This window comes from Pseudomonas sp. FW305-E2, from assembly GCF_058782925.1.
In genome coordinates this window covers 41,580-64,993 of record NZ_JBYSYE010000007.1, presented here as the reverse complement: position 1 = coordinate 64,993, position 23,414 = coordinate 41,580, and the positions used below count along the sequence as shown (strand labels likewise).

The following is a 23,414-nucleotide window of genomic DNA, read 5'->3' as shown; positions in this document are numbered from 1 at the left end:
TGCCAGATGACAGCCAGAACCCCGACCGGCCTTGGTGGTGATGCCAAGCAACGCCTGATCCAGCAAGCCCTCGCCCGGCGCCGCCATGTGGCTGCCGAGGGCGAGCAGGGCGCCACCCTGGAGCAGGTACAGCAGGCTGCCCTGAAGGTGCCCGAAGCGCACTATCGCTTTGATCAGCACCCGGGGTACCAGCAACTGCGGGTAATCCAGCAAAGCGCCATGCAGCTGGGCGTGAGCAACCCGTTCTTCCGTATGCACCAGGGCACCGCCGGTGCCCAGACGCAGATTGGCGAGCGCGAGTTTCTCAACTTTGCCAGTTACAACTACCTGGGCTACTCCGGCCACCCGACCGTGGCCGAAGCGGCCAAGGCGGCGATCGACCGCTACGGCACCTCGGTGTCGGCCAGCCGCCCGGTTTCTGGCGACCGCCCGCTGCACCGCGAGCTGGAGCGCGAACTGGCGCGCCTGTACGAGGTGGACGATGCGGTGGTGATGGTCAGCGGCCACGCCACCAACGTCACCACCATCGGCTACCTGTTCGGGCCACGCGACCTGGTGGTGCATGACGAGCTGATTCACAACAGCGTGTTGCAGGGTATCCAGCTGTCCGGTGCCCGCCGTCTGAGTTTTGCCCACAACGACTGGCAGGCGCTGGACCGCCTGCTGGGCGAGCAACGCCAGCACTTCGAGCGGGTGCTGGTGGTGGTGGAAGGCATCTACAGCATGGACGGCGACTACCCCGAGCTACCCCGGTTCGTCGAGCTCAAGCATAAGCACAAGGTTTTCCTCATGGTGGATGAAGCTCATTCGCTGGGGGTGATGGGTGCGACGGGCAAAGGTATTCGTGAGCATTTTGGGTTGGCTGGCGATGACGTCGACATCTGGATGGGGACCTTGAGCAAGACCCTGGCCAGTTGCGGTGGGTACATTGCGGGCCGCACGGCACTGATCGAGCACCTGAAGTTTCTGGCGCCGGGCTTCTTGTACAGTGTTGGCATGCCGCCGGCGGTCACGGCCTCTGCGTTGGCAGCGTTGAAGCTGCTGGCTGCAGACAGCGAGCGGGTAGCGCAAGTGCAGGCGCGGGGGGAGCTGTTCCTGCGCCTGGCGCGTGAAGCAGGGTTGGACACGGCGACCAGTACCGGGTTGGCGGTGATCCCGGTGATTACCGGCAGTTCGTTCAAGGCCGGCCGTTTGTCCAGCGCCCTGTTCGAGCGTGGCATCAATGCCCAGCCGATTTTGTACCCGGCGGTGCCGGAGCATTCGGCGCGGGTGCGGTTTTTTGTGTCTTGCGAGCATACGGAAGAGCAGATCAGGCATACCGTTGCGGTGGTGGCGCAGGAGATGGCGCGGCTGGGGTGAGGGCCACGCTTACAGCCAGATGGCATCCCAGTGTGGGTATTCGCCGACATTGGGTGCCAGGCCGGCCCTGACCGGGTTGGCAATGATGTACCGCGCGGCGTTGAGCAGGTCATCATCCTTGCGCATGGCGCGATCGCAGTAGCCGGCCTGCCAGATCGGGGTGGCTGTTACACCAGCCTTGTGCAAGGCATGGCTGGACCTTGATTTGAAGCGGCGCATCAACGTGGCCAGCGTCACCTGTTTCAGTTCGATCAGCCAGTGCACATGGTCGGGCATGACCACCCAGGCCAGCGTGGCGCAGCTGTTTTCCCGGTCTGCCTGGCGCAGGTGATTGACCACCAGCCTGGCCAGGTTGAAGTTGTGAAACAGGGGGCGGCGCTGGTGGGTGACTGTGGTCAGCATATACAGCCTGCCGGGGTGTGAAACCCGATGGCGGCGCAGATGGTGGGCGTGGGCGTAGTGCATGGGGTCATCCTTGAAGGCTTCGATAGTTCGAGCCAGCGTAGACGCCCTCCTGGCGCCAGCAGCGATTCAACCATTGCAGAATGTGCCCACCGACCAGGGGGGGGCGGTGATTGGCCAGGGATATTGGCCCGCAGGCCCGGCCCTTTCGCGGGTGAACCCGCTCCTACACGACGGTCTGCGTCCAACCCCCGATCTGTGCCCACCCCCGATCAGTGTAGGAGCGGGTTTACCCGCGAATACGGTGGCGGCAGCAACGGTGAACGGCCAGGGACATTGGCCAGCAGGCCCGGCCCTTTCGCGGGTAAACCCGCTCCTACGCGACGGCCTGCGTCCAGCCACCGGGCCGGGGACTGGGCGTGGGTCAGATATGCGGTGCCTCATACGCATTCAACTGTTCCACAAACCGCCAATGGCTCTTCTTGCCAAACCCCATCAACCGCTTCAACCGGATATCCCAACGCATGTGGTGGTTGGCAATCCATGGCAATGCAAACAGGTGCGCCCCGCGCCAGGGGATGAACGGGTTTCGCCGCAGGCTGGCATAGATCTCGACGCGGTGGCTGGCCTGATGGCTTGCACAACGGGCATGGAAACCAGACGTGTCCGCCACCACCAGGGTGTTGGCTGGCACCGCAAAGCGACGGGGCGGCGGCAAGCCGAGGGCCGCCAGCTCGGGCTCGTCGATGCGGAATGAACCCTCACGGTGCATCTGCTCGCCGGAGCGCGCCGCCCCCAGGCTTTGACGATACTCCCAGGCCAAACGCTCCGGCGTCAGGCGGTGCGACCCCGGCACATAACTGAACGGCCCTTGGTCATCCGCCACATCGTCCAGAAACAACCACGCCTTCGCCGTGGGGTGAAAGGTGTCGGCATGCAGGCGGGTCTGCGGGTCCTGGTCGGCATTGGCGGCGTCGATCACGATCGACTGCAACTGGTAGGTAATGCCACCGGTATTGGACGACGCATAGGCAATCAGGTCGCGCACCCCACGGTCCGCCACAAACGCCGCACTGGCCGGGTTTTGCGCCAGCACGTCCTGGTCAAGGCTGACCCGGCGGGTAACCGCGCGGCCCTGGCGCATTTCCCAGCCGGTGCTGCGCAATGCACCCAGCTCGGCGCGCAAGGCCGCAAACTGCTCGGCAGGCAGGGCGTTTTCACGAATGAAAAAACCGTTCTGCTCAAAATGCGCGCGCTCACTGGCATCCAGCCGCGAGGCCAGCGCATTGCGACGGTAACCTGCCATGGCCATCGCCAGCTGACGACGCTGCACATGCAGGCCCAAGGCATTGAGCCGGGCACTGCCCAGCACCGGGTTGTTCTCGAACGACTTGGCATGGGTAGCCAACTGCAGGCAATGCCAGGGGAGTGCCGCGTAACGGCCGATGTCCTTGATCGAAACAGGCATGATCTAGTCCTTTGATGGGGCCAATGGCCGGCCACAGCCGAGCATGGTCCGGGTATAGTTGAGCAACGGCGCCACTCGTCGATAGGCCACCGGCGCCGGGTGGGGCGCGCTGAGGCAGGCGAGGGCGTGCCAGGCATCGCAGGGCAGGTCTTGCTGGACGTCGGCATAGCGCGCATAGCGCAACAAGGCGCCGGCTACCAACTGGTCCAGGGTTAAACGCCGGGTGCGGCGGGGCAAGGGCTGATGGTCCTCGGTCAGGCCCCAGCCGGCATAGAACGGTGTGCCATAGGTGACCACCGGCAGCCCGCGCAGCAAGGCCTCGAAACCGGCGGTGGAACTGAGCGTATGCAGCGCATCGACCTGGCCATACAGGCTGGCGATATCCACACCCGCCAGTACCTGATCGGCCAGCCCCACCAGCTGTGCCGGGGCGATGTGCCCGCGGCGTTTGCCGGCTTCCACGTCGGGGTGCGGCTTGTACAGAATCCAGGCATCCGGCAACCGCGCGCGCACCTGTTGCAGCAGCCGCAGGTTGCACCCGGCACCGCCACCGCTGCACAGCGCCGAGGCATCATCCTCGACCTGGCCCACCACCAGTACCCGCCGCTGCCCCGGCTGCCCCAGCAGTGCCGGGCGCACATTGCTGCGCAGGTTGAACTTGCTGGTGCCGCTGGCAACGATCTGCGCCCGCAAGCGCGCCGCTTCGGCCAGGCATGGGGCGTCAAATTCGCCATGCTGCAACAGCTGCTCCAGGTCGCTGGCAGACTGCGCATCGTAATGAATGCCACCCCGGTCCAGCACCAATGACAGTGCCGGGCTGTTGGTAGCCCCCAACCCCGTGGAGCGCAAGAAACCATCCTCGACCCGCCACACTGGCACCCCCGCCTGGCGCGCACGTTCGGCCAGGCCGGCCGGCTCGCGCGCAGCCCATACCAGCAGCCGACCCTGTTCGGCCGCTACCTGGCTTATCAGGCGCGGGCTGTCCACGCTGAAGCGCAGCTGCCCCCAACGGCTTGCGAAAAAACGCCGGATGTTGTGCTGCTTGTGCCGCTTCACGCCCAGCACCGTGGTGGGGCCGGCAAACGCAGCATCGCGGGCTTTCTTGCTGGCCAATTGGCGGGCAACGGTCAAGGCATCGGTCAACTGGCCGCTCAATGGGTCGACATAACGGCAGTAACGCACATAGGCCGCCGCCACCAGTTGCACAAGGTCTGGCCGTGCCTGCCGGCGAGCAATGGCCATGCGGTCATCGGTCAGCCCCCAGCCCGCGTAGAACGGCAGCCCGAAGCAGGTGACCGGCACGCCCTGGATCAACGCCTCCAGCCCGGCCTGGCTGGTACCCACGTACACGCGCCGGGCACGCCGGGCCAGTGACGCCCAGGCTACCGGCCGCGCCTCCAGCGTTACCCCGCGGGCCCGCGCGGCATCCAGCAGGCAACTGGGCTTTTGCCCGCCCAGGCAGTCCGGGTGAATGCGCACGCGCACGTCGGCATCCGGGTTTTCTGCCAGGGCCTCATCCAGCATTCGCACATAGTCGGCTTCGCATAGCCCGCCGCCCGGGATTGAATAATCCCCGGCAGTTTGGTCCACCACCAGCACCAGCGGCCGCTCGCGGCCCAGCGGGTCGTCGTCGGGCAGGTCCTGGGCGTTGTTGTACTTGCCGATGCCGCTGCTGCGCATCAAGGCAATCAGTTCGCGGGCGCAATTGAGTTCGTATGCGCTGAGCGCCTCGGGCTGCTGCAGGATGTTTTCCAGCAGCGAAGGGCGGTCGGCCAGGTAGTGGATGCCCACCGGGTCGACCACCATGGACATTGGCGTATCGCCCTCGATGCCCAGCGAAGAAGACCGCAAAAAGCCGTCTTCCAGCGCAATGTAGGGCAGCCCCCAGCGCTGGCACAGCACCCGGGCATGGGCCGACGACTGCTTGTAGCCGATACCGGCAATGGCCTTGAGCCCCTTGGGCGCCTTGCGGCCACGGCGCCACAGCCAGAAGGGCGGGCCTTCCGGGCCGAGGAACTGCGGCAGGTGCAGGACCTTCCAGGCCACCCATTGCGACATGATGCCGACCCAGCCGGTGCCGTCTACCAGGGCATCGGGTGGTGAGTAACCTTCGGGCGGGTGGGGTACAAAGGGAGGCGTGTTGTGCATTACACGGCCCGCCACATGTTGCGCACCGGCGGGAACGGCACCCAGCGCTTGCGGCGCAGGGCAAAGCCATTATGCAGGTACAGGTGCTGCGCCCGATGATTGCTCAGCGGCACCTCCAGCTCTACCTGGGTAAAGCCCTGGCCGGCGGCGTGCGCGCAGCACGCCTGCACCAGCGCCGAGCCTACGCCGTGCTGGCGTGCGGCCTTGCTGACCCGCAGCCCGTACAGCAAGAACGGGTAGCGCCATTCGCGCAGCTCGCTCAGGCAGAACCCGATAAACCGCACCCAGCCACTCAACACGCCGAACTCACGCACGAACGGCCGCCAGTGCCAGGCAAACGGCCCGCGCCGGCCATGCTTGAATGCGGCAAAGCCCAGTGCCTGCTCGCCCTCGAAGGCCAGCAGCACACGGTCCCAGTGGATAGCCGACCCCAGCAAGCGATAGCGGCAGGCCGTATTGCCAATCAGGAACGCCAGCGACCCCCGCCCCTCGGTCAGCAAGCGGGCCAAGGCAGGGTCTGCGGCACGCTCCGGCGACAGGTCCGATCCCAAAACGATACGCACCACGTTGTCAGGCTACCCCGGCACTGGCCACAGGCGTGTCCTGGCAGGTTGCCGGCGCCAGGGCATGGGCCAGCAATGTGCTGGAAAGCTGCTGCACCGGCATTGGCTTGGCCCCGCAGCCAGGCTGGCGGCGGTTGGACCACACCAGGTAGTCGGTATCACCTGCGGGCGCACCAACAGCCTGGTACACCTCGGGCAAGATCGGCACATGGTCGCCAAAGAAGCACAGCAGCGCCTCGTTCGGCTGGGCCAGCAAGGTGTCGCGCAGCATGCCCAGCATGCGGTCAGCGTTGCCGATGTGCCGCAGGTAGGGCGCCAGGTCTTGCATGCCCGGTTGCAGCGGGCGGTCGAACCAGGCCGGCAGCTCGTGCGCGGCTACGCTTTCCAGGTGCAACGGGCCATGGTTTTCCATGGTGACCGCATGGATGAACAGCGGCTGTGTGCGGCCTGGCGCCTGCAGCAGCGCGCGGATTTTGTCTGCCACGGCGCAATCACCAATGAACGGCCCGGCCTTTTGCGAAGCGTTGAACGCCTTCACATCGATGAATTCATCAAAGCCCAATGCCGGCAACACCTTGTTGCGGCCATAGAAACCACCGTCGTACGGGTGGATGCAAATGGTCCGGTACCCCTGCGCCTTGAGCCTGGAGGCGATACTGGGCAGGCCTTGGCGGGCCAGCACCCGGTACGGGTTGAAGCGGTGCACGCCCAACCGGTCGGCAGGGATGCCGGTAAGGTAGGCGAACTCGGTCCGCACCGTATTGGCGCCCCAGGCTGCCACCTGCAGTTTGCCCCGGGCCAGCGCCTGGCTGGCCAACAGGTCGTACTGGTCGAGCACTTGCGGGCGCACGCCAGGCCACAGCCCACGCACATCGAAGAACGACTCGCTCTGCACCGAGACCAAGTCCGGCAGCGCCCCGGCCTGGGCCGCTGTCGGCTGCGAAGAGGCCGGCACAGCCCCAACAGCAAACGGCGAGCCCAGCCCGTCCCGGTCAACCGGCGCCCGCGCCGCCCAGAAGTACCGCCACAAGCTGGCCGCCAAGCCCCAGCCACGTACATCCTGCTCGGCATCAAAGCTCGGCTTCACAGGCCGATGCCCCAGGCGCAGCAAGCCCAGGCCCAGCGCCAACGGCAGCAACGCCTCAAGCCGCGCGCCCGCCACCTCGAAGCTCAACCCCGCCCACAGGTAAACCAGAAAGCCCACCGCCAGCAGCGCGGCCTTGCCAAAGCCAAAGAACGGCAAGTACAACCGCGGGAACTTCACTGCATCGCTGAAATACTCGAAATCTGCACACACAAACGGCTCGCGCAGCGAGTGATACTTGGCGTTGCTGACCAGCACGATCAGCAGCCACAGCAGCAACACATTCACGCCACTGAACAACGGCCGCGCCGTCAGTGCATACAACAGCCCGAAGGCCACACACCACAGCCCCGCGTGCAGCAGCCAGCAATCGGCCGGGCGACGCAGGGCAGGGCGGGGAACCAGCAGGCGCTCGACCGCGACGGTCAAGCCCAGGCCGATCAAAGCGACCGGCAACATGGAAACATCAATCACTGTACTTCAACCCACGCAGGATCATCGAAGAAAGCCACTGCGGGATAAGCCCCAGCAGCCAGGTGCCCAGGTTGAGCGGGAACGGAAAGCTGATACGCGCCTGGTTCGCTGCCAGCCCGCGCTTGATACGCCTGGCCGCTTTGTCGGCGGTCCACAGAAAAGGTTTAGGCCCGGGCATTTCGAAGCACATCTTCGACTCCACATACCCCGGCACAATCACATTCACTTTCACCCCTTCCGGCGCCAGCCAGTCGCGGATGGCCTCGCCGTACACCCGGATGGCGGCCTTGCTGGCGCTGTAGGTCGGTGTGACCGGCAAGCCACGCCAGCCCGCCAGCGAGCTGAACAGGGCGATCTGCCCGTCGCCACGGCTGCGCATGGCGGGCAGGGCGGCCTCGACGGTGGCCAAGGCGGCCATCACGTTCACTTCCATCAGGGCGCGGCTGTCGTCCCAGTCTTCCGCTTCGCCATTGGCGCCCACGGCGGTGTTAAGCCCTGCGCCGACCAGCACCAGGTCGGGCTGATGCTGCTCGCTTACCCGGCGCACCATGGCCCGCAGGGCGTCCAGGTCGCGCACGTCGAGGGCTTCCAGCAGCACCTGGGCACCCAGGGCGCGGCATTGTTCGGCCATTTCGGCCAGGCGGTCCTGGCGCCGGCCTTGCAGGATCAGCGTCACCCCCGGGGCGGCGTAGGCAGGCGCCAGCGCGCCACCGATACCGCCTGTGGCGCCGGTGATGAGGATGCAGCGGGGTGAGGCATGCGAACTCATAGGTATTTTTCGATTCTTGAGGTTTTCGCCATCAGCACTTCCAGGCAGTTGGCCACGGCCATGTCCATGCCGCAGGTGGTGTAGAAGCCGCCGTTGACCTGGGTGGTGTGGATGACCGTGTTGCGGAAGCGTTGAAACAGCGTGTTGTCGGGCGCTTCGGGCTGCTGCCAGAAATCATCCAGGCCGCCCTGATGGGTTAGCCCCGGCATCGCGTAGATCGGCTCGGCCAGCGTGCAGGTAGGGCGGTGGTGCAGCAATGCAGAAGCCCCCGCGGTACTGTTGACGGTGATCATGCCGGTGATGTGCGAGAGCAGCGTAGGCATGTGCCCGCTTTCCATGAAGTCGACACGCTCGGCCACGTCGTACTGGCGCGCCAACTGCTCGGTGACCTTGCGGTAGTTGACCAGCCCAGGCGTCAACGGGTGGTTTTTCACCAGCAGGCGCGCATCGAAGGGCGCGTTGAGCGAGAACGAGTCGATCACATGCTCGATCACCTGGGTCATGTTCTGGAACGGCGAGTGGTCGCGGATTTGCGCATCGCTGTCCAGCTGCAAGGGCAGCAAAAACGTGGGGTGCCGCTCGCGGGCCACTTCGGCCACCAGCGCGTCGTCATGCACACGGGCGCGCAGCAGGCGCATGCCCTGGCGGATAAACCCGGCGTACTCCATGGCGGCGTTGAACGGGGCATGGGTGCGGTAGCGCGGGAAGCACAGCCGGTTCAGCGCGCCGCCGGCGTGGTACAGCACATCGTGCGTGGCACGTGCGGCGAACGACAGCTTGAACGGGTTGCCATTCTGATAGCGCGGAATGTACTTGCCCACATCGCGGTACCACTGCGGGTCACGTGGCAAACGCGAGTTGTTGTTGACCCCGTCGCGCTCCAGCGTCACCCAATAGGGCCGAAAGTAGCCTTCCTCGAACACGTGCACGCGAATACCCGACAGCCGCGCCAGGGTCACGGCCGGGCGGTGTACCGGGCGGCAGTCGCCGAACAGCACCAGGTCGGTGATATCCAGTTGGCGGAACACCTGTGAATACCAGGCCTCCATGTCTTCCGGGGCGTGCGGGCAGGTCAGCTGCGCGCCGCCGGGGCCATACAGGGCGTCACCGACGTTGAAGCGCACGCTGTGCACTCGCTGGCCGATATCCCGCAGCCCCTTGGCAAGGCGGCTGAAGAAGGGCGAACTGACACCCTGAAGCAGCAGAAAATTGTGTGACGGGATACGCAGCAGCGGACCACGCGTCGCCCTTGCATTCAGTTGGTCGGGCGCTTCATGCCCAACAAACTGCTCAAGCGTCGTTTCAAGTCCTGCCATCGGGAGGGCGCTCCAGGCTGCGGTAAGGCGTGCCAATTTTGTAGTTCGTATAAGGTTCGTTCGGCGGTGGTGAAGCGGTTGGTCACCAGGCTTACGTAAGTGGGGTAGAGCAACAGCGTGCCCGCTACCAACTGGTCCAGCGTCAGTTGTCGGCTGCGCCGTGCCTGCACCGGTGCTTGAAGGTCCATGTCGCGGGTCAGCCCCCAGCCGGCGTAGAACGGCTGGCCATAGGTCGTCACCGGCACACCGCGTAGCAGGGCCTCGAAGCCCGACTGCGAGGTCAGCACATGCAATTCGTCGACCACTTCCAGCAATTGCTGCAGTGGCGTATCGCCGATCACTTCATCGCACCAGTGCACGGTTTGCGCTTCGTCGTCACCGCGGGCGCGCGTGCCGGCCAATACCTCTGGGTGGGGTTTGTACAACACCCACGCATCAGGGTTTTGCTCACGCACGGCGCGCAGCAGTTGCAGGTTGCTGCGGATACGGTTGCCGCCAAAGCGGATGGACGCATCGCCCTCCACCTGGCCAGGCACCAGGATCACCCGTTGCGCATGCGAGGGGCGCTGCCAGCTGGCGCCGGGCAAGTTGTACTTGGTCAGCCCCGCCGCGCAGATGGCCAGGCGCAAAGCATGCGCGCGGGCCAACAACTGCGGGTCGAAGGGCTCTTCAGCCAGGATGCGCTCCAGGCGCGAAGGCCGGGTGGCGTCGTAGTAAATACCCAGGTCATCGACCACCCACGACAACGGTCGCGCCTTGCCGGCGCCCAGGCCGACCGAGCGCAGAAAGCCGTCTTCCACCCGGTTGACGGGCAGTGGATGGGCGCAAAGGTGAGTGTCGTGCTTGCAGCCCCAGGACACCACGGGCAAGTCTTGCGCCAGCGGTTGCTCGGGCTTGACGAAGCGAATGGCCGCGCCGTTGAAAAACAGGTTTGCCAGTGGTTCTTTCCAGCGGCTGAAACCCAGCATCTGAACGGTGTTTGGCAACACGCTGCGGTGCCGCCGTTGCAGGCCCAGCCAGTTGATCAGCACCTCTGGCGTACACGGCTGACCACGTTCTGGGCAGACATAGCGCGGGTAGGCCACCAGGCTGGCATGAATCAGTTGCGCCAACGGCACAGGCTTGCGGCGTGAAGGTGCCGGCAAGCGGTCGTCGGTCAGCCCCCAGCCGGCATAGAACGGCATGCCCCAGGTGTGCACCGGTACGTCCCAAAGCAAGGCATCGAAGCCCAATTGCGACGTCATCACGAACACTGCACGCATGCGTGGCAGCAAATCGGCCGGGTGAACATTGTGGGCCAGTACCTGCACCCGCGGGTTGCCGGCCAGCGCTGCCAGGTCGAAGTGCCCGGCCTTGCGCCCGGCCACCACGTCGGGGTGCACCTTGAGCACGATGGTGCTATGCGGGTAGCGGGCCAATGCCGCCTCCAGCATGGCCCGGAAGTCGCTGGCCCCTGCACCTTGCAACGAGGCATCGCCACAGGTCTGGTCGGCCACCAGCACGCAGTCGGCCGGCAACGCTGGCAGCTCGATGCGTGCGTCGTTGTACTTCGACACCCGTTGCTGCTGCCACAGGCTACGTAGTGCCAGGGCACGTTGGGTTTGCTCGGCGTCGAGGGGCGTGGCGATCAACTGTTCGAGGCGGGACGGCTGGGAAGCGTCGTAGTACACGCCTACGTCATCGACGATCAGCGACAGGGGCGGCTCGTCGGCGCCCAGGCCCACGGAACGGATGAAGCCGTCTTCCAGCGTGAGAACGGGCTTGCCAGCCTTGTGCGCCTCGGCCATTGCCTTGATGGCGCTTGGCTTGCGGCCCCAGGCCATTACCCAATCAGCGAGCTCGACATCGCGCACAGCACCGCTTTGCAGCGCGAATTCGGGCAGCAAGGCAGGCAACGTACTGATGCGCTGGGCTCCTTTTGACAGGATCAGCAGGCGAGGGCGGGGCGAAGCGTCGTCCATATACGTGGAGCGGCATCCATTCAGCAAAGGGGCGGCATGGGCTTATAGCCCTGCGGGTCCGGTGGAAACAAAGGATGGCGAATCTTAATACAAATTCACATTTGTAGGCGTGCCGCTGGGCAAAAATCGCGAAAAGAAATTAGACGATATGTGCAGATGATGACCTATGGCATCAAAATGACATCTGATCCCGGCAAACTCCCCGCAACCGCGGCGTACCACCCCGCAGGGGGAACGTAACGCACGCCTGTAGGAGCGGGTTTACCCGCGAAGCTTTTTCCGCCATGGGTACAAAAGCTCATCTACCCCTGCTCCAGCATCCCCAGCAAATAGTGGTATTTCTCCAGCAATAACCCCATCCGGCCTCGCTCCTTGTACTCAGCGACCGTTTCTGGGCGCAAGCAATGGAATAGTGCTGTGAGGAGAAACACGTAGCGCAAGTTCCCTAGCGCCTGTTCCACATCGAAGCGCTCCGGCAGGGCTGCTCGGTACGTCTCGATGAACTCGGCCTGTGCTGCCAAGAAGACCTTCATGTCTTTGCGCCGGAACAGGCTGCCCAGGTAGGCGCCGCCGTCAAAGCCTATGCGCCCAACCTTTACCTCGCTCCAGTCGATCAGGTGCAATTGGCCATTGTCGACGAACAGGTTTTTGCGCAGGTAATCCATATGGCTGATGCAGCGTGGGCTACGTCGGGCCTTGGCTGCCATGGCGCGAGTCACTGGTAAAAAGGCCTTGAAGCGCTCAGCCAGCCCGGCAAAGCGTTCGTCTTCAAGACCGAGTTGCGCCAGCGCAGGAAGGCAGCGGGCAAAATTGAATCGCGGGCGTAGCAGGAACCAAGGCCTGAAGAAGTCCATGCTCCAGTACAAGGGCACTTTGGCGAAAGGTTGGGATTCGAGGTAATCGTGGCTCAGGCTTTCAAGCTCGGCAATGCCAAGCGCCAACTGTTTGGCGATCGCATGCATACGTGGGGGCATGCCACGCACGAATTCGGTAAATATCAAGCTTTCCCAAGGCGTATCGATCACGCCTATGCAGGCGGGGTAGTGAAAGTGCTTACTTCTCGCCAACATTCCTTCAGTACGATGGAAGCGCGCCTCCTGGCTGCTGATAAACGCAATTTTGCGGATCGATTTTTCCACTATTTCGACGGGTTGCCCGGTGCACGGATCCTTCAACCGATGGTGACGCACGTAGTTAACGAAGGATGCATTTGCACCCAGGACTTCGGTAGTGATCTCCAGCGTTTTCTGGCCCCAGTGGGGGGCAAGGGCTTGGAGATGGCTCTCGAGTGAGGCGGCGTGCCAGCGATAGAGGTTCTTGCCAGCTGGGTGCCGTCGTGTAGAGGGATTCATAACATCCATGTTGCCACTGCCATACGTCCAATTTGAAGCTGAGAAAGGGGGGTATGCTGCTGTATGAGCGGCCTGTGTACAACGAAAAGTTACAACAAGATATTGATTTGGAAGGGAAGAGAGGGCTGAACGCCTTATGGTTCAAGGGTTGCCGCTGGCATCGGGGCTTGTGTAGGCCAAGCGATGCCTCCCGCTTTTTTGGTGTCGTTACGCACGAGGAGCGCCACCAGTATTCATCTGGTGGCGCGCCGAACAGGCCAAGTGGCTACATAGACAACAAGCCTTCACTGATGGTCCGAGAGATGCGGTTTCCACGTCTAATCACTTAATGATTGGCGTCAGAACGAGCCAAATGGCTAGGGCGTTCACGCGCAATCAGGCCGAGTTGGCACCTTGTATAAGGCACTCCTGCGAAGTTAGTTAACTGGTTGCCGAGTGTAAAAGCCTGCAGAGGCTGGGGTGTGAAGAAATAGATTAAATTTGATATCTCAATGCCATCATTGGCGCAAAGTCGGCGCTTAGTTCTCTGTTCTGCTAGCGTCGCCGCCAGTCAGATTGCTCTGAGACTGGGGCTTCCGCACTATGCTTCCAGCTGTAAAAACCTTAACATTCGCGCCTTCGTATACATTCAGCTGTCGTCAGGGACGAAAATGAATCACCTCAGCATCGCCAAAGAAGCCCTTATCGCTCAAGCTCAAGCTGTTACTCAGTTGGCCGACCGCCTGGATGGCGAGTTCCAGAGCGCCGTTGAACTCATCCTTGGTTGCCAGGGGCGTACCGTGGTGTGCGGCATGGGTAAATCTGGCCTGATCGGCCAGAAGATGGTCGCCACCTTCGCATCCACTGGCACCCCCAGCTTTTTCCTGCACCCGGCCGAAGCCTTCCACGGCGACCTGGGCATGCTCAAGCCAATCGATGTACTGATCCTGATCAGCTACAGCGGCGAAACCGAAGAGCTGATCAAGCTGATTCCTAGCCTGAAGTCTTTCGGTAACAAGATCATCGCCATGACTGGGAACGGCAAATCTACGCTGGCCAAGCATGCAGACATCTGGCTCGACATTTCGGTCGAGCGTGAAGTCTGCCCGAACAATCTGGCCCCCACCACTTCGACGCTGGCAACTATGGCCATGGGTGATGCACTGGCAGTGGCGCTGATTGAGGCTATCCAGTTCAAGCCGATGGACTTCGCTCGCTACCACCCCGGTGGCAGCCTGGGTCGCAAGCTGCTGACCCGTGTTTGTGACGTCATGCACTCGCCGGCACCTGTTGTTTCACCGTCTACCAGCTTCCATGATTGCTTGCTGGTCATGACTCGTAGTCGCTTGGGCATGACGGTGGTGATGGATAACGACAAGCTGGTCGGTATCGTTACGGACGGCGACCTGCGTCGGGCGCTGTTGGAAGACGAGAGCGTTACTCAAGCCTCGGTTGAGCAGTTCATGACCGCCAGCCCACACACTATTCGCGAAGATTCTCAGCTTTCTGAGGCTGAGGCTTACATGCTGGACAACAAGATTCGGGCGTTGGCTGTGACCGATGCCGAGGGTGCTGTTGTAGGTGTTGTTGAGATTTTTGACTAAGGTTTCATGCGTCTATTCAGAAAAGCCGGCATGCTAAGCATGCCGGCTTTTTTTTGTATGATTTTTATGGTGTTGCTCGATTGATAGGACATTACATGCGCTGCAGGCCTGAGGGTTAGTGCTAATTTTTGAGGCTATACTTGTCAATTTTAAATTGTGCTATGAGGCTGAGTGGATGAAAGCTGTGAATGTTGGTCGCTTTATGTCTCGGCTTGCGCTGTGCTGTTGTTTTGCTGGCTGTATGCAGGCAGCGAGTGCAAGCGAAGTCAACTCTTTGTGTCAATTGCCTGACGGAGGAAATATTAGTGGGGAAGTTAAATTGGATAGGAAATGTACTTATAATCAAGCGGTTAGCATCTCTATCTCAAATACAAAGCTTGATTGTGATGGCGCAACTCTAGATGGTTTGGGTAAGTTGAAAGATGGAGTTTCAATTTCTAGCCAGGGGCGGCAGTTGAGAAACGTATCGGTATCAAATTGTAATGTAAAAAATTTCTCAAATAATGGTGTTGCTGTTCGTTCTGGTGTTCCAGATTTTAAGCGTTCAGGTGATCGTGATCATAATTATGATATTAGTCCGAGTGGTGTGGTTCTCTCTCACTTGCATATTGAGAATAGTGGAGGGGTTGGGGTCTATTTGTATAGCTATGTTTCGAATGTCACATTGCGCGAGTCAGTGGTAGAAAGGTCTCGCGGAGTTGGTGTGTACTTGGAGCAAAGCTCTCGGGAAAATAAGCTAATAAATAATATAATTAAGAATAACGGTGAGATGGCTGGCCCAAAATCGGGTCAGCGGGAGGGTGTGGCAGTTGATTCTTCGGCAAAGAATCTGATTGAAGGGAACAGCTTTATTGGTAATTCTGCCGGAGGCATATTTCTTTACAAAAACTGCGGGGAAAATTTTAGTAAAGGCATGGCGGTTTTGCGCTGGCAACCAAGCAATGAAAATGCAGTTAGAAATAACAAGTTTGTTGGGGAAAGTGTGGGTGTCTGGATCGCCTCGCGTCAAGGAAGGGACCTGTCACATAGAGACTGTGGCGACCCGTCGCTGGATGGTGGAGGTAAATTTTATCGAGATTATGCGGATCACAATATTGTAGAGGATAATAAGTTTTGTGGTGGCGGAGAGGGTGTTAGGGTTGACGGGAATTTTAATGTGGTGAGAAATAATAAATCAGATGTGAAAAATAAAGATTGGGTTGTGCAGTCGCAAAATATGACGACGCGACTAACTGGAGTGCCAGCTGAGGGTAATGTGGTGGAGGAGAATCAATACGAGGCTTGTAAGTGATTAACTCATTTTTGATGAGAGGCTAATAGGTTTGGGGCTTTTTTTGGGCGCATTAAGCGGCAAGCTCTCTCGGGCTTGCCGCTTAATTGTTACTGTGCCATTTTTGCCATTATTGTCGAGTATCCAGCGGCCGTACCTAGTACTGCTTCTTTATTCTGAGCGAGCAAAATTGCATCGGCAACCTCCCTGAATGCGCCAGTGCCACCAAATGCCTCAAGTGTTTGTGTGGCTGCAGCTTTGACATAGCTTGGTGCATCCGCTACAGCAAAGGACATTCCGCAAGCAGCAAAGGCTGGTAGGTCAATGCAATCGTCACCAATGCAGGCTGTTTGCTTTGCAGTTACGCCGGCTTCAGACATCAGTTGTTCGCATGCGGCCATCTTGTCTTTTACACCGAACTGGCAAAGCGTGATTCCTAGGTCGCCAACACGTTTGCGCAAAGTTGCTGAGTCGCGACCTGATAGCACGGCGACCCTAACACCATTTTCCTCTAGCAAGCGCATTCCCATGCCGTCTCTGACATGAAAGCGTTTTAGACACTCGCCGGTGGCATCATAATAAATTCCGCCATCAGTAAGGACGCCATCTACGTCTGTGATTACTAGCTTGATGTCAGCAAGTGAAGGCCTTGCTGCTGGTGGGCGCCCTGCCATAATTGCGCGAACCCGCTCTAAGCATTCGGGTGTATCAACGCCAGGGCCTGTAGCTTCTACTTTGTAGGCGCGAATACAATACCCGGCTGCAAGTAATCGCAATTGCTCCAGCTTTTCAGCTTGCTCCATCATGGGTTGGTGCAAGTCTGCGTAATCAGCCAAAACCTCTCTGCGATAAGCGTAGACGCCCACATGTTTCAAATAACTCGCATGCTCCCCATCGCGAGGATAGGGTATCGGTGAGCGGCTAAAATAGAGGGCATTTCCATTTGAGGCAAGTACTACTTTTACAGTATTCGGGTTGCTGGCTTCATCTGCATCAATTGGGTGGCACAGAGTGCCAACGTTAACATCTTTGTCCGCAAGCATACCCTCGACCAATGCTTCGATGTCCGCTGGTCGTACGAGAGGTTCATCACCTTGCAGATTGATGTAAATATCTGCAGAAACGTGGCTCATCACTTCAGCGAGTCGATCGGTTCCTGATGGGTGATCAGGAGAGGTCATCACGCATTTGCCTCCGAATGCATGTACAGCAACAGCAACTCGTTCATCGTCGGTAGCAACAACCACTAGCTGAACATTTGATACTTGCTGCGCGCGCTCATAAACATGCTGTACCATTGGTTTCCCGGCTATATCGGCCAATGGCTTGCCTGGCAGGCGGGTTGAACCATAGCGGGCCGGGATAACAATAGCGACCCGTTGTTCACAACTTGCCATGTCACAGTCCTTGTTACGTTAAGCCAAATTTACGAAATCGTCAGAGGTGGGAAGGACTTAACCAAATCGTCAAGCGCCTTTATCTGAGCGAGGAATGGCTCTAGTTTATCCAGCGGCAGGGCGCTTGGGCCGTCGCACTTGGCTTTATCAGGGTTCGGATGCGCTTCAAGGAACAGACCTGCCAGGCCAACACCCATACCAGCACGTGCAAGGTCTACGACTTGGTCGCGGCGCCCGCCAGATGCTGCGCCAGACGGGTCGCGGTTTTGCAATGCGTGTGTGACGTCGAAAATGATAGGCAGGTTATCGCAAGTGCGTTTCATAACGCCGAAGCCTAGCATATCCACAACCAGGTTGTCGTAACCCATGCAAGATCCACGATCACACAAGATCAGCTGGTCGTTTCCAGCTTCTTTGAACTTGTGGACAATATTCTGCATCTGTGAAGGGCTGAGAAATTGTGGCTTTTTGATATTGACCGGCTTGCCAGTTTTGGCAAGAGCTACGACCAAGTCCGTCTGCCGTGCTAGGAAGGCTGGCAGTTGCAGCACGTCTACAACTTCGGCGACAGGTGCGGCCTGATAAATCTCGTGCACGTCAGTGATGATTGGCACGCCAAACTCAGCTTTTACCTTCTCGAAAATACGCAGGCCTTCTTCCATGCCAGGGCCGCGGTACGAGTGGATGGACGAACGGTTGGCTTTGTCGAAGCTGGCTTTGAAAACGTAGGGGATGCCCAGTTTTTCGGTCACGCGGACATATTCTGCGCATGCTGTCAGCGCAAGGTCTTCGGATTCCAAGACGTTGATGCCGCCGAAGAGCACGAACGGGGAGGAGTTAGAGCACTCGATAGAAGGGGTCAGTTTCAAGATGTCAGTCCATTATGCGTTGAATACTTCAAGTGCTACTTTAATATTTTTTTCTCAATGAGTCTATATCGAAGTGTATTCGAAATCAGCATAATTAGGAGGTTTTTGTTGATTTTTTGTTGATTTTGGTGTATTTGTGATGACCGATTACGATTCGATGTCGCTATTGAGCTGCTTATCGATTGTAAACTACTTGGTGGGTGTGGCGTCGCAAGGCTGGCGCGGTCGTCGACGTTGAAAAAGATTGTATTGCTGGGGGCTGAGTGTGTCGACAGAGCTGGAAATTGATCTAGAGTATAAAAAAGTTGTAGCAGAACATACTAGGGTGATTCATGGTGAGGAAGTCGTTTATATAGATCGAGGAAAGGGTAAGAATAAACTTTTGGTGGGCTTGGCAACCTTGATGAACAAAGGGGTTTATGCCGGTGTCAAAAGTTATTACAAAGACTACCCTGGAGACGTCCTCTGCTTGGTTGATCCGGATAATACGTACTATTTGCGTAGTGACCGTGGGTTGCACATCAGAAGTGTTGTCTCTGAGATCGTGAAGGATTATAAGCCAGAAAACGTTGTGTTCTGTGGCGCGTCGATGGCGGGATTCGCTGCTATTGATTTAGCGCTGTTTTTCGACGCTAACGCAGTGGTGAATAATCCTCAGGTTAATCTTGATGCTACCTATGAAACAGCTTGGCCTAAGTTGCGGGAAGTTATTGATCAAATAGAGCAGAAGTATAATATTGATGAGCTGTCATTTCGCTCTAGGTCGTCTGTGATCGGTGCTGCATTTGGTCAGCATCCTATGGATCTTGTTAATAGAGATGCCCTCTTCAAGCTCTGTGCGCGTACTCCCGGCGTAGGGTTGATTTTCGGGAATTCTCATGATGTAGAGCATAAATACTACTATCAAGGTATTAATGGCTTCTTGAAGATGGTAGATATGGTGTTTTCGCATCGAGAGTTGATGGTGGGGATACACTCAAAGTTCCCTCGCTCTTGAGTTAAATAAAAAAGGGGCTGCAAATGCAGCCCCTTTTTTTTATGCCACTGGGTAGAAGTATTCGTCTACATAGTACTCGTTTGGTCCAAGAGTTTTTGGTTTTTTGGCCGTCTTGGATGGTGTAATCACAATCTTTATAGTGCCACTATCGAGCGCGATCTGATCGTTGGCGCTTGTGATCAGCAACTCAGCTTTAGTAGACCTCGCAAAGTGACTTTGAATTAGCTCGTTTGTGAATACTGGGCGAGTATTGCCGTTGAGCCAGAGGCGAGCCTCTGGGTCTAAGGTGTTGCAGATAACAATCTTCTTCGCACCTTTAATGGCTTGGGTGAACGACTTATGTTGCTGCATGTAGCGTGCGGCCAGCTGAGGTGGCTTAGGCTCAGGTAGGGAGCTGTTCACAACGACGCCATTTTTCAGCAGAGTGTTGGCGAGCATTTCCTTGTTCGAGTCCGAATCGTTCAGTCGAATCAGGCTGTTACTGAACAGCTGGTGAACGAGGGCTTCCGTACGCAGCGCGGCACCTGCATTGTCGAATTCGGCGCTTAATACCTTCCTAATCGCTGTCTCAATGTGATCCCGGTGGAATGCATCAAGAGTAATGCCCTTGCCGGAATAAACACTATGTCCGAGTGCGATCGTAGGTTTGCCAAGCAGAATCGATTCAAGACCAACCGTGGAGTTGATCACCACGTTGGCGACTGCATGCTTGAGCATCGTGTGAAGGTGCAGGGAGTTGTCAAAGATTACACCAGGATGCAATGCTTTGAGTTCCTCGGGCGTCAGGGAGTACTCAGGGTGCGGCCTGCATACTACCTTCAAACCGGTGCGGTTAGCGACTTGCTTCACATCCTCGATAACATCGGCCATTTTTTTGTAAATAGGCGAGTTGATGATGATGTTGGAGTCACCCTCAATTTGCATCGGGAAGAAGATGAATTTGGCTCTCGCCGGTAGACCGATCTTGCGATTTACCTCTTCGCTGGTCAGGTCGCGATCAAGATTTTTTCCGACAATGGTCTTGCCTTGGGTGGAAAAGTCTTTGATATATGCGCGAGCGACTTTTCGCTCCTCTTCAGTAATGAGAGGGAGGTAGCTGCCAGCGATATAGCTCTTGAAGTTTACACCCTGAGGGTCGAAGACCAGAGTATCCGGTAACAGGCCGCGCTCGACGTGGAAGACCGGCACGTTGGCAATTTTGGCGGCAACTTTCATCAGGAAAATGAAGTGCGGACCGTTGCCATTCCAGCCAACCAAAAAGTCAGGTGTGGTTTTGGAGATTCGGCGAAGAATCGAATCGAGGATAAGCATGGCGTGTGCAATGACATCCACTACCTTCTTGCCTTCGAAGTGTTCAGGGAACATGTCTCGATAGGTAGTGATTTCGTCGCTTATGTTCACGCCTTTCAGGGTGATTTCAATGCGGTCGTTTGTTTCAAATTGCTTGCGTAGTTCCGCCTTGATTTCTTCCCGTTTCTTCTTTTCCAGGTCTGGCCGGGTAGGGTGGGCCAGGTAACCTTCGGAAAGGAAGCGGTTGCAGCGAGCTGCATCCATGGTGACAAACTCGGAGTAGATACCCAGTTTTTTGAAGCTCTCGGCAAGCGATAGCTTATAGCCGATAAGGTAGTCTGCGTCAGAGCTATAGATCAGTGCTTTGGTACGCTTGGTGTTGGCCCCAACGGCGGCAGCGATGTGCTTCGCGGTGCTTGTCGCAATAATTTCAGGGCGATACGTGAAATCATTATTGATGATGGCGTTATAGCTACGTGCAGCCGTGGTGCGGCTATAGTAGGTTCTGGCCAGCATGTAAGCATTGTGCGAAACTTTCTTGCGCAGCTCAGCATCTTTAAGCAGGTCAATGACAGCTTTGGCGAATTCAGCATTATCATCTTTGATGAAGCAGTTGATGCCATCTTTGCCTTCGATACCGTCCATTGAGAAGGCGGTGGCTACAATTGGCATGCCATGCGAGAACGCCTCAATGTTTTTAACCTTCATCCCCGCGCCGCTCATGATCGGAGATACTACGATCTTGGATTGAGCGTAGGTTTTGGTGAGGTCGTCTACGCGGCCAAGATAAACGATGTTGTCGTTTTTCAAGGCTTTCACGGACGCGATATTGCTGACCTCGCCTGCGATGGCAAGTTTAACCTTCGGGAACGCCTTACGAACGGCAGGGAAGGAATGCCGAATGAAGTGCTTGATACCTTCCGAGTTGAAGGGGGATGCCGAGCCGACGAACAAGATGTCGTAAATTTCTTTGCCGGTAACGTGTTCTGTCTGGAAGTCGTTAAAGGCAGGGAGAGTCAGAATCTTTTGGTTAGGCAGCCGTTTCTGGATTTCCCGAGTTTCGTTCGGGTTAATCGAAACGATGAAGTCATAGGTCGAGAGCAGTTGGAACTCGTCTTGTTCAAAGCTGACCAGATCGACTTTTTTCTTGTAGGTACCGGCTTTGATTGCGGCCGAAATAATGCTTGTTTGAATGTCGTGTGTATCAACAATGCGCACGCCCTTGTAAGACTTTGGAATAGCGCGATCAAGCTTTACATAGTTCACAAGGACGTGAGTTGGGCGCAATTGAGCGACCATCTGGTGGACAAGCTTTTTATAGGCTTCCGGGCAAGCGTCAATGTTGGACACCTGGTTCTTATCCGAAAGCTTCGCCAGCTTCTGAAGCAGACTTGGTTTGGTATCTTTGTTGAAGCGTGGGTGACGACGAACCTCCACCTCCCGAATGTTCGGGTAGTGCGCTTTGAGCTCTTGCTGAACGTGTGCCGATGTTCTGGCTTCTTGGTTGAAGTTCAGGACAGCTAGAGAAACATCGTGGCCCTCCGCGAGAAGTACCTTGATGGTCTGGTCAATGCGGCTCTGATTGCCCTTGAAAACCGGGTAAGGGATTTCTGGCGTAAGGATGAGAATGTGCTTTTTCTGATCCATTTCAGTGGATTGCTGGTTCATTGTTCAGTACTTTTGCATCAGAGTTTTGTTGGGGTGCGCGGCCGTATCGATCTTCAAAGCGAACAATATCGTCTTCGCCGAGATAGGTGCCAGATTGAACCTCGATCATCTCCAGGGGAATTTTGCCTGGGTTTTCAAGTGCGTGCACAACACCAATCGGGATATAGGTGGACTGGTTTTCAGTCAGCAGAATTTCTTTCTCACCAATGGTCACTTTTGCTGTGCCGGTGACTACGATCCAGTGCTCGGCACGGTGGTGGTGCATCTGTACCGAAAGCTTCTGCCCGGGGGCTACAGTGATACGCTTGACCTGATAGCGCGGGCCATTGTCGATAGAGTCGTAGGCCCCCCAAGGGCGGTAAACTTTTCGATGGCTTGTGGCTTCGGTGCGCTTGGCTTGCTTGATGCGATCTACCAGCAACTTGACGTCTTGGGCTTTGTCTTTCGAGGCAACCATTACAGCGTCAGCAGTTTCGACTACGACTACATCATCAAGGCCCAATACCGAGACCATGCGGTGCTCCGCATGAACATATGCATTGCTGGTTGCTTCAAGTATTACATCGCCTTGAGTTGCGTTGCCTTGGGCGTCCTTTTCGGTGATTTCCCACACAGCGGACCAAGAGCCGACGTCGTTCCAGCCCGCATTCAGGGGAACTACTGCAACCTTGTCCGAGCGCTCCATGACGGCGTAATCAATGGAGATATTTTCAGCAGCGCTGAATGCTGCGGCATCCAGGCGAGTGAAGTCGAGGTCGGTTTTCGCAGCTGCCAGTGCATCTTCAACGGTCTGCACCACTTGTGGTGCATGTGAGCGCAGTTGTTCAAGCATTACCGAGGCCTTGAACAGGAACATACCGCTGTTCCAATAGTAACGGCCGTCTTCCAGATATTCTTGGGCCTTGGCGAGATCAGGCTTTTCAACGAACGCTTCTACCGGTTGTGCCGCTTGACCTTTTTCTGCTACGCGAATGTACCCGTAGCCAGTTTCGGCTTTGTTGGGGACGATGCCGAAGGTCACGATGCTTCCATCTCGTGCGGCAGCGGCGCCTGTCTCGAATGCGCGTTGCAGGGCTTCGATATCTTCGATGGCGTGATCAGCTGGCAGAACCAGAAGTAGTTCATCCTTACCATTGCTGAGTGACTGAAGTACTGCGGCCGCAATGGCGGGCGCGGTATTCCTGCCGCAAGGCTCGAGCAGGATGGCGCTTGGCGAAACGCCCAAGGCCCTGCATTGTTCTGCGACCAGGAAGCGGTGGTCTTCGTTGCTCACAACGATTGGAGTCAGGGCATCGCCCTGAATCTCAGCCAGGCGCTTCAGCGTCGACTGGAACAGCGAAAATTCACCGCCAATGGCGAGGAACTGTTTCGGGTGCATGGCGCGCGAGAGTGGCCAAAGGCGAGAGCCGGAGCCACCGGAGAGTACGACGGGGATCATGTGATT

17 protein-coding genes are annotated in these 23,414 nt (G+C 58.0%); 4 read left to right on the top strand and 13 right to left on the bottom strand.

Features of this window, described 5'->3' with window-relative positions:
• Positions 1-6: 6 nt before the first annotated feature.
• Complete coding sequence (locus tag AC3WLP_RS09045) at positions 7-1,359, top strand: aminotransferase class I/II-fold pyridoxal phosphate-dependent enzyme (RefSeq protein WP_054888755.1); 1,353 nt, start codon at positions 7-9, stop codon at positions 1,357-1,359.
• A gap of 9 nt (positions 1,360-1,368) precedes the next feature.
• On the opposite strand, the gene AC3WLP_RS09040 is transcribed toward AC3WLP_RS09045, so the two are convergent.
• The 9 genes from AC3WLP_RS09040 to AC3WLP_RS09000 all read right to left on the bottom strand — a co-directional run bounded on the left by AC3WLP_RS09040 (position 1,369) and on the right by AC3WLP_RS09000 (position 12,905).
• The gene (locus tag AC3WLP_RS09040) at positions 1,369-1,824 is read right to left on the bottom strand and encodes an REP-associated tyrosine transposase (RefSeq protein WP_088513610.1); all 456 of its coding nucleotides are present in this window, start codon (positions 1,822-1,824) and stop codon (positions 1,369-1,371) included.
• Positions 1,825-2,185: 361 nt separating this feature from the next.
• Positions 2,186-3,229, bottom strand: coding sequence for a phytanoyl-CoA dioxygenase family protein (locus tag AC3WLP_RS09035; RefSeq protein WP_088513058.1), 1,044 nt, complete (start codon positions 3,227-3,229; stop codon positions 2,186-2,188).
• Positions 3,230-3,232: 3 nt separating this feature from the next.
• Positions 3,233-5,377: a capsule polysaccharide biogenesis protein gene (locus AC3WLP_RS09030; protein ID WP_088513059.1), complete on the bottom strand. Its 2,145-nt coding sequence runs from the start codon at positions 5,375-5,377 to the stop codon at positions 3,233-3,235.
• Positions 5,377-5,943: a GNAT family N-acetyltransferase gene (locus tag AC3WLP_RS09025; RefSeq protein WP_088513060.1), complete on the bottom strand. Its 567-nt coding sequence runs from the start codon at positions 5,941-5,943 to the stop codon at positions 5,377-5,379. Before AC3WLP_RS09025 ends, AC3WLP_RS09030 begins: the two co-directional genes overlap by 1 nt.
• Before the next feature lie 4 nt (positions 5,944-5,947).
• Positions 5,948-7,483 (bottom strand): LTA synthase family protein, encoded by a 1,536-nt coding sequence (locus AC3WLP_RS09020; protein ID WP_088513061.1) that lies wholly within the window; start codon positions 7,481-7,483, stop codon positions 5,948-5,950.
• 7 nt (positions 7,484-7,490) lie between these two features.
• On the bottom strand, positions 7,491-8,267 hold the full coding sequence (locus AC3WLP_RS09015; RefSeq protein WP_003252728.1) for an SDR family NAD(P)-dependent oxidoreductase: 777 nt from the start codon (positions 8,265-8,267) through the stop codon (positions 7,491-7,493).
• The gene (locus tag AC3WLP_RS09010; protein ID WP_088513062.1) at positions 8,264-9,583 is read right to left on the bottom strand and encodes a capsule polysaccharide biogenesis protein; all 1,320 of its coding nucleotides are present in this window, start codon (positions 9,581-9,583) and stop codon (positions 8,264-8,266) included. Before AC3WLP_RS09010 ends, AC3WLP_RS09015 begins: the two co-directional genes overlap by 4 nt.
• Positions 9,523-11,544 carry a capsule polysaccharide biogenesis protein gene (locus AC3WLP_RS09005; RefSeq protein WP_003252732.1) on the bottom strand — a complete coding sequence of 674 codons (2,022 nt, stop codon included), beginning with the start codon at positions 11,542-11,544 and terminating at the stop codon, positions 9,523-9,525. Before AC3WLP_RS09005 ends, AC3WLP_RS09010 begins: the two co-directional genes overlap by 61 nt.
• Before the next feature lie 302 nt (positions 11,545-11,846).
• Positions 11,847-12,905, bottom strand: a complete 1,059-nt coding sequence (locus tag AC3WLP_RS09000) for a phosphotransferase family protein (protein ID WP_178085896.1) — start codon at positions 12,903-12,905, stop codon at positions 11,847-11,849.
• 641 nt (positions 12,906-13,546) lie between these two features.
• Between AC3WLP_RS09000 and AC3WLP_RS08995 the strand changes: the two genes are divergently transcribed.
• Both AC3WLP_RS08995 and AC3WLP_RS08990 read left to right on the top strand, forming a co-directional pair.
• The gene (locus AC3WLP_RS08995) at positions 13,547-14,479 is read left to right on the top strand and encodes a KpsF/GutQ family sugar-phosphate isomerase (protein ID WP_064492484.1); all 933 of its coding nucleotides are present in this window, start codon (positions 13,547-13,549) and stop codon (positions 14,477-14,479) included.
• 175 nt (positions 14,480-14,654) lie between these two features.
• A complete protein-coding gene (locus tag AC3WLP_RS08990; RefSeq protein ID WP_143516724.1) occupies positions 14,655-15,770 on the top strand; it encodes a right-handed parallel beta-helix repeat-containing protein in 1,116 nt (371 codons plus the stop codon).
• Between the two features lie 89 nt (positions 15,771-15,859).
• On the opposite strand, the gene kdsB is transcribed toward AC3WLP_RS08990, so the two are convergent.
• Both kdsB and kdsA read right to left on the bottom strand, forming a co-directional pair.
• Entirely contained in the window at positions 15,860-17,146 is a 1,287-nt protein-coding gene (kdsB, locus tag AC3WLP_RS08985) for a 3-deoxy-manno-octulosonate cytidylyltransferase (protein ID WP_081273248.1), read from the bottom strand.
• A gap of 29 nt (positions 17,147-17,175) precedes the next feature.
• Positions 17,176-18,018, bottom strand: coding sequence for a 3-deoxy-8-phosphooctulonate synthase (gene kdsA, locus AC3WLP_RS08980; protein WP_064492486.1), 843 nt, complete (start codon positions 18,016-18,018; stop codon positions 17,176-17,178).
• Positions 18,019-18,280: 262 nt separating this feature from the next.
• Between kdsA and AC3WLP_RS08975 the strand changes: the two genes are divergently transcribed.
• Positions 18,281-19,012 carry a YqiA/YcfP family alpha/beta fold hydrolase gene (locus AC3WLP_RS08975; RefSeq protein WP_088513064.1) on the top strand — a complete coding sequence of 244 codons (732 nt, stop codon included), beginning with the start codon at positions 18,281-18,283 and terminating at the stop codon, positions 19,010-19,012.
• A 39-nt stretch (positions 19,013-19,051) separates the two neighbouring features.
• Here the strand turns inward: AC3WLP_RS08975 and AC3WLP_RS08970 are convergent, their stop codons facing one another.
• Positions 19,052-21,970 carry a glycosyltransferase gene (locus AC3WLP_RS08970; protein ID WP_088513065.1) on the bottom strand — a complete coding sequence of 973 codons (2,919 nt, stop codon included), beginning with the start codon at positions 21,968-21,970 and terminating at the stop codon, positions 19,052-19,054.
• Positions 21,951-23,408, bottom strand: a complete 1,458-nt coding sequence (locus tag AC3WLP_RS08965; protein ID WP_088513066.1) for a mannose-1-phosphate guanylyltransferase/mannose-6-phosphate isomerase — start codon at positions 23,406-23,408, stop codon at positions 21,951-21,953. The genes AC3WLP_RS08970 and AC3WLP_RS08965 overlap by 20 nt, the downstream gene beginning before the upstream one ends.
• Positions 23,409-23,414 lie beyond the last annotated feature (6 nt).